Genomic DNA, 17,792 nt, shown 5'->3' on the forward strand with positions numbered 1-17,792 from the left:
ATCATCCACTATTTTAGCTGTACTACTAGGGGTAAAATTGACTTGATGATTTTCTTAAATTGTGTTGCTTTCATGTTATAATCAACCAGAAAAATTATCAGCAATTAAGGCAAAAATAGCTAACTATGGCAACTTATTTAATAACAGGAACTAATCGGGGTATTGGCAAAGAATTATGTAAACAAGTTCATAGCAAAGGTAATAAAGTAATTGCTGTTTGTCGCGAGTCAGATTGGGAATTAGAAAGTATAGGAATTTCTGTAGAAACGGGAGTAGATATTACTTCGGAACAAGATGTAGCAGGTTTAGTTAATCGTCTCCAAGGATTCAAATTAGACGTATTAATTAATAATGCCGGAATAGTTGAAAGAAAAGGAAACTATCTAGATGATTTAGATTTTGATAGTATTCGCAAACAATTTGAAGTGAATGCTATCGGAACCTTGCGCCCAACTCATGCTTTATTACCTTTGATGGAGTCTGGTGGAAAAATTGCCATTATTACGAGTAGAATGGGTTCCATTGATGATAATACTTCCGGCGGTTCCTACGGTTATCGAATGTCAAAGGTTGCTGTTAGTATGGCTGGTAAATCTTTATCTGTTGATTTAAAATCACAGGGAATTGCCGTAGCAATTTTACATCCAGGTTTAGTTAGCACTAGAATGACAAATTTTACAGGTATTTCTCCGGAAGAATCTGCAAAAAATTTGTTAGCTAGAATTGATGAATTAAACTTAGAAAATACAGGAACTTTTTGGCACGCCAAGGGTGAGGTATTACCTTGGTAGTTAAGGAATATTGGCGTTGCTGAATTAAGGGATGAATATTAAGTGGGATAGGCATCCTGCCTGTCCCAAAATATCAGGAACGGGCAAGATGCCCATTCCACAAAACTATAGAAAAAAGAAAAAAAGAGGGTAAAGGGCAAAAGGGGAAAAGAAAAAAGGGTTAAAGAGTTCTCCCACCACCACACACAACACGAAAACCAATAATGTTGATGAGGTTGGCGCGCCTATCGTAAATGTCGCGATACGCGGAACGGCAGATAATAGGAATGTAGCTCCAGGAACCGCCACGCAGTAAGGCATAATGTTTTTTTTCATCATTTTCCAGCCAAGCGCTGCCATCAGTAGGCACACCTTCATAGTTACCATGCCAGTCATCAGCGCACCATTCACAGACGTTACCGTGCATATCATATAAACCAAAAGCATTAGGAGGAAAAATCCCTACATCTGTTGTTTGTTTTCGATATTTACCTTGAGGGGAGTTGCCATAGGTATAGTTACCATTGTAATTAACTAAATCAGTGGTAATAGTTTCTCCAAAATAAAATGGTGTGGTTGTACCTGCACGACAAGCATATTCCCACTGACTTTCACTCGGCAGTTTGTATATTTTTTCAGTTTTCTGAGATAGCTTTTGACAAAATTCTGTTGCATCGTACCATGACACACATTCTACTGGGCGGTTTCCTCCTTTAAAGTGAGAGGGATTTTTACCCATAATGGCTTGATATTGATTTTGAGTAATAGGGTATTTACTCATATAAAAAGGTTGCAGAGTAACTTCATGTTGAGGACTTTCAGTATCATCTTTTCCCTCTTCATTTTTTGGCGAACCCATGAGAAAAGTACCGCCAGGAATAGCCACCATTTCCAACATCACACCTTTACCTAAATCTTCAGTAAAAGATGAAAAAATAGTAGGAGGTATTCCAGGCCAAATATTACTCAAAGCTTCTACAGAAATAGCTAATCCCTCCGCTCCATCTTTCTCCATATTAGTAGCTACACCCAAGACATCACCAGTTCTACAGTCAACAACAGGTGCGCCACTATAACCTTTACGGAGGCGATAGTCTGAATTTATCAACAATTCCCAAGCAATAACCCTTTGATTATGTTGAGTCAGGAAACTCTTTTTCCCCACAACTCCTTCAACAATTTTGAGCCTTCTTTTTTTCTCTTCACCATAGAGATAGTTTCCCGGTATCTGAAACTTTCTATTCTCTGCCTCAGATAAACTTATTAACTGCAACAATGGGTGATTTAGGTTTTCAACTCGCAAAACTGCCAAATCAAAACCCTGAATATCTCCCATTGCCAAAACTTTTGGAGAAATACTATCCACCAATAAACTTTCCTCACCACCCACATCCTCAACAACATGAGCACAAGTCAGCAAATAAGTATAATTTTGTTCTCTATAAAAAGTAAATCCAGTGCCAATAACATTTTTCTTTCTGTCGTCGGCACTGGTAATTAAAACAATAGATTTTTCTAACTGTTTATTCATTCTCTAATTGTTTAGGTTTCAGCACTAATTTAACTTTTAAGTTTGTACCAGCCTTTCCTTTAGTAACATATAAATTACCGAATTATTAATAACTAATTAATAATTAAAGAATTCTGCTTTAAAGCCTCCCCTTGGATAGGGGAAAAAAAGAAATGATATTTCCCAATATTCAATTCCGTAACGGTTTTAACCAGAGGTAATTATCAATTATCAATTATCAATTAATGAACTTCCCCCTCAAAATTAAAATCCACTTCCACCTCAGCTTGCTCAATTTCCATATCTTTGTTAATTTCTTGCCAAGCCTCAGCAATAGGGCTACTAATACTAATTAATATAGGTTTAACTTTAGCAAAACTAGATTTAACTTCTTTAATCACATTAGTAGAAATTGGTTTTGCTTCATCTTCCGGAACTTCCGCTTCAACTAAAATTCCATCTTCTAGTTCAATTAATCTGGTGGCCATATAAGTTGATGACTGAATTTAACTGCCATTCTATGTCAAGCAAATCAGCAAAATACTGGGGGAAAATAAAAACAAAATTAAGAGGTTTTTGAGAAGTATTCCATAGAACTAAATGAATCCTAAAAACCTAACCCCTCTGCTCCCATTCCCTAAAAGGGAATGGGGGTTTCAAAGCCTCTCTCCTTGTAGGATAGAGGTTTGGAGAGAGGTTTTTATGAGTTTACAAACATTCTCTAAGGAAGCGAGCTTTAACAACTAAGAAAAAGGCTTTTTGCTAAGTTAAATAAATTAAAAGAATAGGCAAAAAATTACCTATGCTGACCAGAATTAAAGAATTAGCAACTACCCTTGCACCTCGTCTGATTGAAATTCGTCGCCATATTCACTCCCACCCAGAATTAAGTGGCCAAGAACACCAAACTGCTGCCTATGTTGCGGGTGTATTATCTTCTTGCGGTCTTCATGTCCGGGAAGCTATTGGTAAAACTGGGGTTCTGGGGGAACTCAAAGGTAGTAACAATACTCATCAGTGGCTGGCCATTCGTACTGATATGGATGCTTTGCCAATTACAGAACGTACTGATTTAGATTTTGTCTCCCGTAATCTTGGCATTATGCACGCCTGCGGTCACGATGTCCATACAACAGTCGGCTTAGGTACAGCAATGGTATTGTCTGAGTTGGGAGAACCTCTACCAGGAAATGTCCGTTTTCTGTTTCAACCGGCAGAGGAAATTGCCCAAGGTGCAAATTGGATGATTAAAGATGGAGCGCTGGAGGATGTAGAGGCAATTTTAGGAGTCCATGTTTTCCCGACTATTCCCGCAGGTTCGGTGGGTATTCGCCATGGGGTACTAACTGCTGCTGCTGATGATTTGGAATTGACAATTATTGGGGAATCTGGTCATGGTGCGCGCCCCCACGAAGCTATAGATGCTATTTGGATTGCTTCTCAGGTAATTACTAATTTACAACAGGCCATTAGTAGGACTCATAATCCTTTGAGACCTGTAGTGTTAACAATTGGTAAGATTAGTGGCGGTCGAGCACCAAATGTGATAGCTGACAGAGTAAAAATGTCGGGAACCGTGCGATCGCTCCATCCAGATACCCACAAAGAATTACCTGCATGGATTGAAAATATTGTGGCCAATGTTTGTAGTTCTTATGGCGCTAAGTATGAACTAAATTATCGTCAGGGAGTTCCCTCTGTACAAAATAACCCAGCATTGACTCAATTAGTTGAGTCGGCAGCTTTAGAGGCTTGGGGTAGCGATCGGGTTACTATTTTACCAGAGCCTTCCCTGGGTGCCGAAGATTTTTCTATGTATTTGGAGCAAGTTCCAGGTATGATGTTTCGTCTAGGAGTGGGACACAAAGACAAACATAACTATCCCCTCCATCATCCCCAGTTTGAGGTAGATGAATCTTCTATTGTTACTTGTGTGGTCATTTTGGCTTATGCTGCCTATAAATATTGGCACAGTCACTAAAAGTCAAAAGTTAAAAGTCAAAATTTTGGTAGTTTTATTAAAGTTACAGGAGTGCGGGTATCTTGCCCGCTAATGGTATACCTGGCTGAGATGAAATTCATTATAAAAGTTAAAAGTTTGATGTTTGCGATGACTAGCTTTAGTAAAGCTAAATTGTCCTAACCAAACTTGTAATTGCTATACAAAAAAATTTACTGAAAAAATTGGTTTGAAGCTTCACCCTACAGGTCTTTTTAACGATAAATTATCTGCTAACTATCAGCAAAAAAATATTAAAATAGAAGTAGTAAATTAAGTTAGTAAGATGGCTTTGACTTTAGTGGTCGGTACTGTTTTGCTACCGCACAACTCCGTTAACGCTTCGCGAGATGTTTGCGGAGTATTCCGTAAGGAAAAAATGTTTCGCGGAGCGACTAGAATTGCGTTTGTGGAGCATTCCGTAGGATAGCTCTTCTGCAAGAAGCAGCTCCTCTGCAAAAAGCAGTTCCTCCGGAGGAGACAAGAGGCAGTTAAGAGTCAGGAGGCTAACTAATAACTGATAACTGAAATTCAGCCGGAGGTACTAATAACTGATAAGTGATATAGCAATCATATTTCAGTTGTAAGATTTTAGTGATAATTAGGAGTCAGAAGATAAAAGGATTTTGATTTATCTTAATTATTCTTAAATATCTCATAAATCATTCCTGATAACTGATAACTGAAAAAGGAGAAATATTGTGGCATCAGAACAAGAAGAACGAATTAAGCAATTGTTTATCATGGAAGCAGAAGAACATTTAGTAACCTTAGAAAATGGGTTGGTAGATTTGAAGTCTACAATGTCAGATTCTGAAACTATTAATGATATGTTTAGAGCAGCTCACTCTGTAAAAGGTGGAGCTGCCATGTTGGGAATGCACAGTGTCAAAAAAGTAGCTCACCGTTTAGAAGATTGTTTCAAAATAATTCGAGAACATCCTGTTGATATTGACCAAACAGTAGAATCTCAATTTTTAAAAGGATATGATACTCTCAAAGACTTAGTAGAACGTCTCCAAGGTCCTTATGGTTTGAGGCAAGAAGAAGGAGAAGAAATAGTACAAAATGCTTTGCCTGTATTTGCCGATTTAGAAGCTAATTTGAATACTTTAGTTAGTGGTGGAACTGTTTCTAAATCTACTACTGTTAGGAAGGTAAAAACTAATTTTGCTCAACAGGTCAAAGATAAATTAAAAGAAATGTTAGAGCTGTTTAAACAGGGTGACTCTCCAGATTCAAGAAAACAACTAATAGAGGGTTGTAATGGTTTGTTGAAGTTGGATGAAAATACAGAAATTTGGCAGACTTTAGTTACTGCTTCTCAACAAGCTCTGACTAATTCTAAGTTATCTTATCAAGTTCTAGCACCTGTGATTATTAAAGAACTTAATACTGCAGGTGAGTTAATCCAAGCTGGAAAAGTAGAGGAAATAGTACCGAGTAAAGATTTAAAAGAAATTGCAACTTCTCCCAAAGCAACAACTTCTGAACAAAAAAAAGTAACTTTACCAAAAGACCCGAAAGAAATGGTGAAATTAATTATTAAAAGTTTTGACCATAAGCAACAGGAAGCGATCGCTAGAATATTAGTTAAGCATGTTAAGTCATCTAAAAATAATTGATTAAGATTAATTAGTGGTTGTAGATGATAATTTTCAGGGGCATCTTAGTTTTATGGAATAATATTTGGTGTTGCTGAAATGTAATGGTAAGTAGCTGAAGGTAAAATTGAAAAACTTATGTTTAGCGTTGATACTTAATCTAAAAATCATTACCACTCAGCAACGCCCTAAATATCATAAATTTATTCAGCAACGCCTAATATTTTAATCTAGCAACAACTTTTGCTTAAGCATATCTAGTTCTCAAGTTCATTGTAAGCAACCCTAAATTTCCTCATTTCTGACTTCTGAGTCCTGAGTCTTGAGTGCTCTTCCTTCTTCAATATTTTCTTCAAGTTTATGCAAAGCCTGATTAACTTTTTCCTCCAACTTTTGAAATTTTTGTTGTCTTAAGTCGCTCCATTCTGGCAATTTATTAATAAACTGTTGTAAATCAATAATTACACTTGTTAAATCATTAATTTGTTGCAATTTCAGCAATGCCTAATATTTTAATCTAGCAACAACTTTTGCTTAAGCATATCTAGTTCTCAAGTTCATTGTAAGCAACCCTAAATTTCCTCATTTCTGACTTCTGAGTCCTGAGTCTTGAGTGCTCTTCCTTCTTCAATATTTTCTTCAAGTTTATGCAAAGCCTGATTAACTTTTTCCTCCAACTTTTGAAATTTTTGTTGTCTTAAGTCGCTCCATTCTGGCAATTTATTAATAAACTGTTGTAAATCAATAATCACACTTGTTAAATCATTAATTTGTTGCAATTCCGGTCGTTGTTTAAACTGCTGAGAAACCAAATCTAATTCTGTTTGTAATAACTTCATAGTTTGTTCTTGAATCTCTAACCGATTTGACAAACTTTTAATCTTTTCCATCAAAGGTTTAACTTTCCCTTCTCCCTGATTATTTCCTAATGCTTGAGCCGTAGACTCAAAAGAATTTATACTATCTTTTAACTGAGAAATAACCTGAGAAATTGACTCTTGATATTCGTCTAATTTTCTAGTATTATCAAATTTAATAGTTTGAGTTTGTTCTGCTAATTTTCGTCTGTTAAACAGATTTAACAATAAAGATATAAAAATAAAGACTACTGGATAAATAATTGGTTCCTCAAACATATAATTAGCAAAAATTCCGACGGCAGAAACCGCAATAAAAATATATTCAAGGATTTCTAAAAGACGTAGGCGGTGCAACATATTTATTGAATTATAATTTTGTTTGTTAATATATAGCAATTCCTATACTGGTAAGCTACAAAATTCTAGGTTTTAGGGAACACTTAACTAGAAATAGGGAATATAATAGAAATAAAGATAGGTTTACCTCATTAGTCTGAGAAACGTTATAGTTCTTGTAAAAATATTTGTAAAATCTGTGGGTTGGATTGATAAACCCAGCAACAACCTGAAGAGTAACTCAACTATATTTTTTCAATTCTTAAAGTACGCTGAACCCTACCTAATAGACCAACACAGCTCAAATAGTATATTAGATCATGTCCAGATAATTAGTGATAAAAAAAACTTTCTCCTTTTCCTCCTCTTTATTCTTTCTTCTTCTTTCTTGGACGTTGCTGAACCAAGGGATGAATCTTTGACTCCCCACACTCCCCACACTCCCCATACTCCCCATACTAATTCATCCCACAAATATGCAACGCCCTTTCTTGCTTCTTTCTTCCCTCCTGACTCCTGATGACTGACTCTTCAGTTGTTTATTTATAAGTATTCAACCGGACATGATATTGTATCATTGGGGACGGGTTCATTTGATTGAATATTAAGTCTCATTAATTTAACTAGAACCCACCCCTACTATTGCAACATTTTAGGTATCTCATGCTACTGCAATATTATAACTATATCACTTGCTTCTTGATTTTTCCTTCCCTTCTGTAGCACTACCCATTTAGGATGCGAACATTGGTAAATCTTGTTTGCAGAGCATTTGAGAACCGAAAACTCAGTCATAAATTAGTTTTGACTTTTGAATGCATGACTTTTGACTTGCGCGTAGCGCTATATTTCCAAAAGCAAAACAGCTAAACCAAAATAAATTAATACACCTAAAATATCAACAGCAGTGGTAATAAAAGGAGCAGACATTAACGCAGGGTCTAACTTTAATAATCGAAAGATAAATGGTAAAGCTGCACCAGCAACAGAAGCAATAATTGTAATAGCAAATAAACTAATACCTACCACAAAAGCTATAGCTAAATTTTGTTGCAGAATATAAGCCCAAATTATTGCAACTATCCCCAACATTAAACCTAGCAAACTACCAGCAATTCCTTCCCGAATAATCACCTGCAAATTTCCCATACTTCCTATTTCATCAGTGCTAAAACCACGAATTATTACAGTAGATGACTGGGAACCAACATTACCACCAGTATCATTAAGGAGAGGAATAAACGCAGCTAAACCTACCACTTTTTCCAAAACTTCTTCCTGAGAAGTAATAATTTTACTCGTGAAAGTATTAGTCAGAAGTAATACTAATAACCAAAAGACTCGCTTCTTAGTAACAGCTAACAAATTAACCTGAAAATAATCATCACCCTCAGAGTGTACCCCACTTAATTTATAAATATCTTCGGTCGTTTCCTCTTGCACAATATCAATAGCATCATCAACAGTAATAATTCCCACTAGTCGCCTTTCCTTATCTACAACTGGCACAGCAATTAAATCATAATGTTGGATAACACGGACTACCTCTTCTTGGTCAGTGTTAGTGTGAACGGACACCACATCACGATTCATTATTGCGCTGATAGTTTGTTCTGGGGAAGCAGTAACTAACTCTCGTAACGACAGTATCCCCACTAGATATTGTTGTGCATCAGTAATATATAAGTAATAGATAGTTTCAGAAACATCAGCTAAAGAACGTATTCTTTCTAAACTCTGAGCTACAGTATCATCAGACTCTAGACTAACATATTCTGGAGTCATTATACGTCCGGCAGTATCTGGTTGATAACCTAACAAAAGGGAGGTAGCTTCCCTTTCGCGGGGACTAAGTTCAGAGTTGAGACGTTGCAAAAGTTTGGGAGGTAACTCATCGAACAGTTGAGCACGGTCATCAGGTGACATTTTATTGACAATATCTCTGATTTCCTGATGGCGAAACTGTTGAGATAAAGATTTCTGTGTAGAGGGGTCAAATTGTTCGTAGACAGCGATCGCTTGTTCTGTTCCGAGTAGTCGAAAAACTACAAGCTGTATATCTTCAGGTAAAAGTTCTATAGCTTCAGCAATATCGGTAGGTTGTACAGATGCTAAGAAATTTTTTATTCCAGCTAGGTTATCCTCTGCGATTAAGTTTTGCAGTTGCGTTCGCACTTCATAAACAGTTGCTTGAGAAGATAGATGACTTGTGTACATTATTTTTTCCTGTTTCAGCTTACAGTAGTTTGGATTTTACTAGAGCACAGTAAGAAAGTTCCATAGAACTTCCCTACAATTCTTGTATAGCACTACGCAAATAGGGCGCGGACATTTATAAATTATCAAACTCACTCAGAGATTACTTTTGACTTTTGAATGCATGACTTTTGACTTGCGCGTAGCGCTATAGTTGTTACTGTGTTCCATTTTGAATCGCTAGGTATAAAAATGTTTGCCCAACCTCGACACCACCTCTACATTTTTTTTTCATATTTGTAAAATTACTCGTGCCAAGTTGAAATAAATCAAAACACCGAGAACATCAACAGCAGTTGTAATAAATGGTGCTGACATTAGAGCTGGGTCTAACCCAAACGAACGAAATAGGAATGGCAAAGAAGAGCCAGCAACAGAAGCCAAAATTGAGATTGCCACTAAACTTACACCCACCGTCACCGACACTTCTAAATTGCCATTGACAATAAATAAAAAAGCCCAAGCTGTTGCCAATAAACCGAGAATACCCCCAAGCATTGCACCAGCAGCAGCTTCACGCAGAATCACTTTCAATGGTCCAATTTTCCAGATTTCATCGGTATTCATACCTCGAATGACAACAGTTGAAGATTGCGCCCCCACATTTCCACCAGTACCAGTTAATAATGGAATGAATGCTGCTAAAGCAACTACCTTTTGCAGAATATCTTCTTGCGCTGTAATAATTCCACCCGTAACACTATTAGTCAGTAACAACACAAATAACCAAACCACTCTTCTGCGAGCAGCAGTAAATAAATTTACCTGGAAATAATTATCACCATCAGACTGCACCCCACCTAAAGCATAAATATCTTCAGTGGTTTCCTGTTCTAAAATATCAAGAACATCATCAACGGTAATGATACCCACGAGTCGTTGTTCGCTGTCTACCACTGGTATCGCCAGAAAGTCATAACGCTGAATAACACGGGCAACTTCCTCTTGGTCAGTACCAGTTTGGACGCTGACAAAATCACGACTCATTATTTCGCTGATAGTTTGGTTGAGCTGAGAGGTCACTAAATCTCGCAAGGACAGAATACCTGTAAGATGACGGTTAGTGTCAGTGACATATAGAGAATAAACTGTCTCGGTAACGTGAGCTAATGAGCGAATACGTTCTAAACTTTGGGAAACGGTATATTCTTCTTTGAGGGAAATATATTCCGGAGTCATTATCCGTCCCGCAGTATCTGCGTTGTAACCAAGAAGTTGGGCGGTAGCTTGGCGTTCTGAAGGGCTGAGTTGACCTAACAAACGTCGCACAACAGCTGCAGGTAGTTCTTCAAAGAGTTTGGCGCGGTCGTCAGGCGACATTTTATCAACGATATCTATGACTTCTTGGCGCTTGAATTTTTCGCATAGAGACTGTTGTACACTGGAGTCTAATTGTTCATAGACTTCGATCGCCTCACCTTTAGACAGTAACCGAAAGGCGATGACTTGCATAGTTTCTGGTAAACCTTCGATCGCTTCAGCAATATCGGGTGGTTGTACTGGAACTAACATAGCTTTAGCTCCAGACAAGTTATCTTGTTCTAGTAGAGCTTGAAGTTGCGATCGAACTAATTCCCGTAATTCTTGACGAGAAATTGTCGCTACGGAAGGGGATGAATAGTTATTATTTTCAATCAAAGCTAACCCTCCTATGATATAGATTCCTGAATCCAGTTTAGACGCTAAGGGAACTTTTTTCTGCTTAGAGTTAACTTCCCTGGTGGGAAGTCCTGCGTTGTCGCACCATGCGCAACGCCCGCCGTATGGGAAAGCGAGTCTTATTTATCGGGTTTATCCTGCATTTTTGTGCTTTAATAAAAAAACAGGGGGAGGACATCACCTCTGTATAAACTGCGACTCAAATATTGAGTTGAAGAATCCCGCGGTGTCGCCTAAGCGCACCGTCAGGAGTATGTCAATAAAATCCTAATTTTTAGGGGGTGGTTTATACCATTTCTCAAAAACTTTTCTACATTTTCTTGAGCCAGGGAGTGGGGGAGTAGGTAGGGACGTTGCATGCAACGTCCAAGAGGGAGAAGTAAACATAAGAATAATTAACACATTAGGTGGCTAATAATTATCAAAAAGTTTCCACTTAATAATTGAAGTGTCACCTATAGTTAACAAAGTCAAATGTTATCGGGAATAGTTTAGATAAAAGTTAATAATTTATCCAAAAAAACAGTACAAAACCTACCCCTAATTTCCTACTTTATTCTTCCTTCTTCCTTCTTGCTTCTTTTACAACCCACTACATTTATCTTGAGCAGAAATAGTCACTCCGATAAATGGAGATGTGCCTCCTGCTAACCTAGTTAAAATATCCGTAATTGCACTAATTTGACGCTTAGTCACAACATATTCATTGACTGTTTTTTGCCACTCCGAATCATTAGCAGGTAAAATCATGCCATAAGAAATACAGGTAAGTGGTCTGTTTGGTTCTAAAGCATATTGATTTTCTTTTAATCCTTGTCGGAAGGCTTCTCCTACTAATAAAATCCCGTCACTAGCAAAAGCATCTATTGTACCTGATATGGCATCTTTAACTGCAGTTTCTCTTCCCGATGCTCCTTGATAAACTTTTTGGTCTGCCAGTTGATATCGACTATCAATAAATTTTTGTGTAAGAGAATCATTGAGAACCCCGATTAAAATTCCTTCCAAAAATCCATCAGGATTAACTGTTAATCTTCTGTCTGGTTTCATCATTAAATATGTACCAGTTGTGAAGAAACGTTCAGAATAAATAACTCCTGTTGGTGGATTTTTTCTAATAGTATTAGGACCACATTCTAGATGAACTCGATTATTAGCTACACTGCGATGGCGTCCTTGCTCTGAATCTTCATCAAGAATAGTTTCTAATTTTTCTATAGTAATATTTCTGTTTAATTTTTGTTCTAAATCTTCTTTAAATCCATTCATTAATTCTAGACAAATTCCTTCCCATTTAGCGCCAGAAACATAACCGAAAGGAGCAGCATCTTTTCTCATTCCAACTTTTAGCACTCCAGTTTGTTGAATTTCTTGTAATACTCCTTGTGCCCTCGCACATCCAGAATTTATGACAGCAAATATAAGACTAAATATGATTATTGTTAGTTTTTTTTTCATGGTTGACCTCACATTAAAATCATTCATATCATCTTTACTCAAATCATCTACAGTTTTTGGTTCGATCATGATAATCCAAAAATTATACAATAAAATGAACAAATGTCAAGTTTTTAAAATTAAAAAATAAGGAAGCTGGAATAGACATCTTGAAAATAAAAAATAAGGTCAAATCTTTTTCAAAAATTAGACAAAAACTATACACCAATAAATTAGGTAGAAAAATATCTTAATGACTACCAAAAAGGAACAAAAATAATTATTGAGATTACTTATTAAAAGCTCATAAAACTAATATAAAAAGCTCAAAAAATAAAACAGGCAATAATGGTCAGTATCGCATTGGGGATGCTGCTGACGCAACACTTCGCGATCGCCAAAACATCAAAACAATTAATTAAACCAGGAGGGGAGTTTTCTTTGACATCCTCCCCGGTCTAAAGGCAGAGATTCCTACCTTACTCCTAGCAAAAGTCTAATTATTTGTACCAAACATTTATCACGCCCGGTATTAGTGGTCAGGATATTTAGTCAATTGTCAGGAGGTAATACCGTTTTTCTCACTTTGCAGGAAAGCGCGGATCTTCTCGCAACATTTTGATAAATAGACATCTGCGAAAAAGATATAGATTTTTTGTGGCTAGTAGGGAACACTTAACTGGAAACAGGGTATATATTTTCACGAAAAAAATACGAAAAATGATTTCTGAGAGTGAATTTGACAACTCTAGCTTGTCTTAAATAAAGAGCAAGTTTATTTTCTGGAGAGGTCTAATAATTTATTTACTTGATAATTGCATATCTATATCCAACTATGAAGTAAGAAGACATTGAGAGTAGAGATGTTGTATGCAACTTCCCTATTTTGATAATTTATTTATTTCATAATTGCATATCTATATCCAACTATGAAGTAAGAAGACATTGAGAGTAGAGATGTTGTATGCAACTTACCTACTTTATAAGGTGAGTGGGCAGCGATATAGCTGCCGCTAGGCTCCGCCAACACCCTCTATGTTTTCCGGTAAAATTTGATTGTGGGATGAATATAAGGAGAAGGAGGACGAGCGATCGAAACTTTACGATCCAGAAATCAAGAACATCTAACTCAAAAAAGTTAGAAATCCTTCCTTTCCATCGTCTATATATATAGACGAGTATGCCACTTAATTATTCTGATAACTTACCAAGTCACGTACCAGTTTTTCACACAACCTGGTGTAAATAAAACAATAGGAGAATTTTATGAACGAGCGTCGTCAAAAATCTTATTCCATTCGTGTTAATGCGGCTGAATTAGCCAGAAGTCGGCAACATCCAACCCATCAAGCTAATGGGGACGAAGAACGCTACGCAGGCGATCGGTATTTCATGTCCTTTACCAAAGGTTTAATCCATAACCCCAAAACAGGATTATTACAAGATCCAAAAGACTTTGTAGAATTTCGCCGAGCGATCGATGATGGCTTCATCGATCCTTTTACCGATAGAGTTCGTCATGGTGCAAAGTATAAGGTTGTTAATGGCAACATTGTAGAAGAGGAAAATCCGAATTTCCTTAATGGTTTTAGACAGTGGGAAGCTCCAACTGCAGGAGTTGTGCACGATCTAGAAGGACCTGATGCTCAAGCTGTCACCATGGCTCCCGCACCACCATTGTTAGATTTCACTGGAAACATAAACCTGGAACTGATTTTTGAGATGGCAGAGGTGTATGAACTAGCAATTCTTCGCGATTGTCCTCTTAACGATTTTGAGAAAGGTGCAAAAAATGAAAATTTGAAAGCATCAATTGGTCGCCTCAATACACTTGGTTACGTCCAAAATCAAAATGGACGACCCCGAAAAGTGAGCCAGAAAGGAAGACGAAGACTCGACCGACAGACCGTATTTCGTGGGTCTTCTCCAGGGGTAGAAGTGGGACCTTACCTGTCTCAATTTTTGCTGATTGGTAACAGAGCTGTCAACGGAGAGGATGGTGTCACTACAGGAAAAATCGCCTATGGTGTTCTGGAAATCAACCAAAAAGTTCCCATAGCTACCCCAGGAACAGACTATATGACCGATTTTACAAAGTATGTTGAAGTTCAGCGGGGTATTGCACAGCCACGAGAAAGCTATGCTCCTGGACGTCGCTTTATTTATACACCTCGCGACCTGGCAACCTATGTCCACTACGATGCTCTTTATGAAGCTTATCTCAATGCTTGTCTGATTCTCTTGGGAATGGGAACTCCTTTCGATCCTGGTTTCGATCATCTCTCTGGAGGTGGTGTAGCAGCACAAGATCCAAAAACTCGCCGTCACGCTAATGGTTTTGCTCTTTATGGGGGTCCCCACATTTTGAACTTGGTGACTGAGGTAGCAACACGAGCGCTTAAGGCTGTTCGTTTCCAGAAGTTTAACAATCATATTCGCTTGCGACCAGAGGCTTTAGCAGCACGAGTTGAACTGGTGCGTCGTAACAATGAATGTGACAGTACTATTCAGAATGAATTTATCCCAGAAGCCTTGCTCAAATACGTTCAGGGGTTCCTAGATAAGCTAGAAAATAATGGAAATGGTGATTTGGCAACAAGTACTCTCGGAAATATTTCCGCAATAGCTGAAGGTAGTTATCTGCTACCAATGGCATTTCCTGAAGGATCTCCCATGCACCCTGCTTATGGAGCCGGACACGCTACCGTTGCTGGTGCTTGTGTGACCATTCTCAAGGCATTTTTTGACACCAGTACAGTGCTTGTAAAGGATAGTAGTAACGAATATAGGTTCAAACGTATGGAGAAAGGCGATAATTTGGTTGCTTTCCGAGCAAATAATGATGATGATGGTAAGACCTTGGTAGAAGACACAATTAATAATATTTCTGAGGCTCTAACTCTTGAAGGTGAGCTGAATAAACTAGCTGCCAATATTTCCATTGCTCGAAACATGGCAGGAGTTCACTACTTCACCGACTATTATGATAGCGTTCGCATGGGCGAGGAGATTGCCATTGGTATTCTTGAAGAACAAGCATTGACTTATCCTACAGATCCCTTTGTCTTCTCTGTACCAACCTTTGATGGTGAGGTTGTAAGAATTGGTCGGCGATAAATCGTTGGCTACGCTGCTGAAAAGGTTACTCTTCGCTAGTATCCTGAGTTTGCTTTGAGAGAATTCAATCTTTCACCCATATTGCAGTTTGTGGGAGAAGAAAAACAAACGCGAGCGATATAGCTGCCGCTAGGCTCCGCCAACGCTACTTTTGTCGGATTGACTTCTCCTTTTTCTAACAGTTTCGGCGCAAAGGTAGGTATTGCAGAAGTTCCCAAAGTGCTGTAACTAATTAGCGATATAGCTGCCGCTAGGCTCCGCCAACGGCCTCGATAGAGACAGTCCATTTTATGGTCAAGTTTGATTGTGGGATGGACAGTAGGAGAGGCCATTGTCCCCCTAACAGAAGTAATATCAAATCCGCTTGATTGGACATAAAAAAAATCTCCAATGTTCATAACTACTAAATCTTTGTAATTCTCTCTCCTCCTGACTCCTGACTCCTGACTCCTACTGACTTAACCAATCTATAACTATTTAACCGGATTTGATATAATATCATGTCCAGATAATCAGTGATAGAAGTCCGTTCCACTTACGCGACCAAAAAACTTTATCCCTTTTAATTTTTTCTTCCCTTCTGCCTTCTGCCCTCTGCCTTCTGCCCTCTGCCTTACTTCCTCCAAAGTGTAATATCATGTTCGGATAATCACTTATATAGGACTTACGCAATACGACGTATTTTCGTCATTGCGACCGACAGGGAAGCAATCTCAAACCCTAGTTTTTCGTACCTCATGCGTAAGTCCTGTAGGAGCGATCGCTTACTACCGATTTTGATATAAAACCATCAATTGACTTCTGTAAAATCATACTTTGATCTAGCAACGCGAAAAATACTATCAGGTCTCAAGTTCCTTTTCAGGGGAAAGGTGACGAAATGATTGAGGTGTTATACCTGTCCAACGTTTAAATGCACGACTAAAATGCCCTTGTGTTGAATATCCTAATTGTTCTGAAATTTCTCTAAGCTTAAGATGGGAATCTTTAAGGAGAGTTTTTGCTCGTTCAAACTGTATTTGATTAATTACTTCATTGTAACTCACTCCTACTTCTCTTAATCGTCTTTGTAAAGTTCGAGAACTAATTCCTGTAATTTTAGCAACTTCACTAAGAGTAGGGTACTTTTTTATTGATGAAGATTGAATAACTTGTCTGAGAGAACCAACAAAATCTGTTGCTGGAGTAGATATATTTATCAGGGAAAAAAGATAGGGTGAATCAGTTGGTGCTTGAGTCAGACTTAAAAGAGTGATATCAATGGCGATCGCTGTAAATTGTTCCTGATATTTAATTCTTGTATTTTGCAAAGGTTTAAATTGTTCAATTGTAGAATTTGGTTTCATTTGTAAACAAATCTTTGACGGTTGCCAATGCTTTAAACTTGTTGTGTAGCGAACTAAATTAACCATTAACATTAAAGTATAAGCTTCTACCGCCTGTTGTCCAATAGCAATTTCTGGAATCCCTTGACGACAAAACCAGATTTCAGAACCCTTTTGAGATAACCAGAAACTAGCTTGAGAACTATGTAATCTTGTCAATAAACAAAGACGGTTGAGAGCATCATAAGCTGTCAAACTAGGGTACATCAACCCTAATATAAAATCAAAATTTCCCTGTAATCCTGTATGCAAACCAAATTCAATAGCTGAACCATTGGCTTTTCCTGCTCTCTCAATAAAATCCCAAACTTGATATTCTGGTAATAATTGCTCAGGAGTAGTTAAGATATCAACCCTAATTTTAGATTGTTCTAGAAATTTCTCACTGTTGGCTCCAATTTGTCCAAGAAAAGTTAGATAAGGTTCTAATTGAGTTGCACGAATTAGAGGAATTGGTTTCATAAAATATACTTGTTAAATTTTTATAAATTTTTCTTTTCATTATTCTAGATAATTGTGGCAAATTGGCGCGATAAGGTAAAGACTTTTTTTTCTAAGTGTGAGAATCTTAATACTGCATATAGCAAATCACATTGATGATCCATAACCATCTATGAATAGTTGGAAACAGGAGCAATTCCCACAGTTATGAGGTACATTTACGATCCCCCTAAATCCCCCTTTTCAAGGGGGACTTTGAAATTCCCCCCTTATTAAGGGGGGTTAGGGGGGATCAGGAGGCGGGGAAGGTAAAGACTTTTCTTTCCAAGTGTGAGAATCTTGATACTAAGAATAGCAAATTACCAGGAGCAATTCCCACAGTTATGAGGTACATTTACGATCCCCCTAAATCCCCCTT

Annotated in this window: 13 protein-coding genes; 4 read left to right on the forward strand and 9 right to left on the reverse strand. The window is 37.6% G+C overall.

Annotation, left to right across the window (positions count from 1 at the left end):
- Positions 1-125: 125 nt before the first annotated feature.
- The gene (locus ACP6PM_RS33680; RefSeq protein WP_426591203.1) at positions 126-791 is read left to right on the forward strand and encodes an SDR family oxidoreductase; all 666 of its coding nucleotides are present in this window, start codon (positions 126-128) and stop codon (positions 789-791) included.
- Between the two features lie 160 nt (positions 792-951).
- On the opposite strand, the gene ACP6PM_RS33685 is transcribed toward ACP6PM_RS33680, so the two are convergent.
- Both ACP6PM_RS33685 and ACP6PM_RS33690 read right to left on the reverse strand, forming a co-directional pair.
- A complete protein-coding gene (locus ACP6PM_RS33685) occupies positions 952-2,301 on the reverse strand; it encodes an SUMF1/EgtB/PvdO family nonheme iron enzyme (protein ID WP_426591204.1) in 1,350 nt (449 codons plus the stop codon).
- Between the two features lie 221 nt (positions 2,302-2,522).
- On the reverse strand, positions 2,523-2,768 hold the full coding sequence (locus ACP6PM_RS33690) for a CU044_2847 family protein (protein ID WP_426591205.1): 246 nt from the start codon (positions 2,766-2,768) through the stop codon (positions 2,523-2,525).
- A gap of 314 nt (positions 2,769-3,082) precedes the next feature.
- Between ACP6PM_RS33690 and ACP6PM_RS33695 the strand changes: the two genes are divergently transcribed.
- Both ACP6PM_RS33695 and ACP6PM_RS33700 read left to right on the forward strand, forming a co-directional pair.
- Complete coding sequence (locus tag ACP6PM_RS33695) at positions 3,083-4,261, forward strand: M20 family metallopeptidase (protein WP_426591206.1); 1,179 nt, start codon at positions 3,083-3,085, stop codon at positions 4,259-4,261.
- Positions 4,262-4,980: 719 nt separating this feature from the next.
- A complete protein-coding gene (locus tag ACP6PM_RS33700) occupies positions 4,981-5,904 on the forward strand; it encodes an Hpt domain-containing protein (protein ID WP_426591207.1) in 924 nt (307 codons plus the stop codon).
- A 264-nt stretch (positions 5,905-6,168) separates the two neighbouring features.
- On the opposite strand, the gene ACP6PM_RS33705 is transcribed toward ACP6PM_RS33700, so the two are convergent.
- The 5 genes from ACP6PM_RS33705 to ACP6PM_RS33725 all read right to left on the reverse strand — a co-directional run bounded on the left by ACP6PM_RS33705 (position 6,169) and on the right by ACP6PM_RS33725 (position 12,521).
- The gene (locus ACP6PM_RS33705; protein ID WP_426591208.1) at positions 6,169-6,375 is read right to left on the reverse strand and encodes a hypothetical protein; all 207 of its coding nucleotides are present in this window, start codon (positions 6,373-6,375) and stop codon (positions 6,169-6,171) included.
- An 80-nt stretch (positions 6,376-6,455) separates the two neighbouring features.
- A complete protein-coding gene (locus ACP6PM_RS33710) occupies positions 6,456-7,100 on the reverse strand; it encodes a hypothetical protein (RefSeq protein ID WP_426591209.1) in 645 nt (214 codons plus the stop codon).
- Positions 7,101-7,922: 822 nt separating this feature from the next.
- Entirely contained in the window at positions 7,923-9,296 is a 1,374-nt protein-coding gene (mgtE, locus tag ACP6PM_RS33715; RefSeq protein ID WP_426591210.1) for a magnesium transporter, read from the reverse strand.
- A 270-nt stretch (positions 9,297-9,566) separates the two neighbouring features.
- On the reverse strand, positions 9,567-10,973 hold the full coding sequence (gene mgtE, locus ACP6PM_RS33720; RefSeq protein ID WP_426591211.1) for a magnesium transporter: 1,407 nt from the start codon (positions 10,971-10,973) through the stop codon (positions 9,567-9,569).
- Positions 10,974-11,576: 603 nt separating this feature from the next.
- Positions 11,577-12,521, reverse strand: coding sequence for a type 2 periplasmic-binding domain-containing protein (locus ACP6PM_RS33725; protein ID WP_426591212.1), 945 nt, complete (start codon positions 12,519-12,521; stop codon positions 11,577-11,579).
- 1,176 nt (positions 12,522-13,697) lie between these two features.
- On the opposite strand from ACP6PM_RS33725, the gene ACP6PM_RS33730 reads away from it, so the two are divergent.
- Positions 13,698-15,548, forward strand: a complete 1,851-nt coding sequence (locus ACP6PM_RS33730) for a vanadium-dependent haloperoxidase (RefSeq protein ID WP_426591213.1) — start codon at positions 13,698-13,700, stop codon at positions 15,546-15,548.
- A 35-nt stretch (positions 15,549-15,583) separates the two neighbouring features.
- Here ACP6PM_RS33730 and ACP6PM_RS33735 read toward each other — a convergent pair whose 3' ends face one another.
- Together ACP6PM_RS33735 and ACP6PM_RS33740 are read right to left on the reverse strand one after the other, a co-directional pair.
- A complete protein-coding gene (locus tag ACP6PM_RS33735) occupies positions 15,584-15,946 on the reverse strand; it encodes a hypothetical protein (RefSeq protein WP_426591214.1) in 363 nt (120 codons plus the stop codon).
- Between the two features lie 444 nt (positions 15,947-16,390).
- Positions 16,391-17,395: a helix-turn-helix transcriptional regulator gene (locus ACP6PM_RS33740; RefSeq protein ID WP_426591215.1), complete on the reverse strand. Its 1,005-nt coding sequence runs from the start codon at positions 17,393-17,395 to the stop codon at positions 16,391-16,393.
- Positions 17,396-17,792: the final 397 nt, after the last annotated feature.

The organism is Dapis brunnea BLCC-M229 (assembly GCF_050015995.1).
GTDB lineage: Bacteria > Cyanobacteriota > Cyanobacteriia > Cyanobacteriales > Microcoleaceae > Trichodesmium.

Bases quoted from the DNA above. Each gene is read 5' to 3' on its own strand.
- ACP6PM_RS33680 (WP_426591203.1), top strand. From the start codon at position 126: ATGGCAACTTATTTAATAACAGGAACTAATCGGGGTATTGGCAAAGAA.
- ACP6PM_RS33685 (WP_426591204.1), bottom strand. From the start codon at position 2,301: ATGAATAAACAGTTAGAAAAATCTATTGTTTTAATTACCAGTGCCGAC.
- ACP6PM_RS33690 (WP_426591205.1), bottom strand. From the start codon at position 2,768: ATGGCCACCAGATTAATTGAACTAGAAGATGGAATTTTAGTTGAAGCG.
- ACP6PM_RS33695 (WP_426591206.1), top strand. From the start codon at position 3,083: ATGCTGACCAGAATTAAAGAATTAGCAACTACCCTTGCACCTCGTCTG.
- ACP6PM_RS33710 (WP_426591209.1), bottom strand. From the start codon at position 7,100: ATGTTGCACCGCCTACGTCTTTTAGAAATCCTTGAATATATTTTTATT.
- mgtE (WP_426591210.1), bottom strand. From the start codon at position 9,296: ATGTACACAAGTCATCTATCTTCTCAAGCAACTGTTTATGAAGTGCGA.
- ACP6PM_RS33725 (WP_426591212.1), bottom strand. From the start codon at position 12,521: ATGATCGAACCAAAAACTGTAGATGATTTGAGTAAAGATGATATGAAT.
- ACP6PM_RS33730 (WP_426591213.1), top strand. From the start codon at position 13,698: ATGAACGAGCGTCGTCAAAAATCTTATTCCATTCGTGTTAATGCGGCT.
- ACP6PM_RS33735 (WP_426591214.1), bottom strand. From the start codon at position 15,946: ATGAACATTGGAGATTTTTTTTATGTCCAATCAAGCGGATTTGATATT.
- ACP6PM_RS33740 (WP_426591215.1), bottom strand. From the start codon at position 17,395: ATGAAACCAATTCCTCTAATTCGTGCAACTCAATTAGAACCTTATCTA.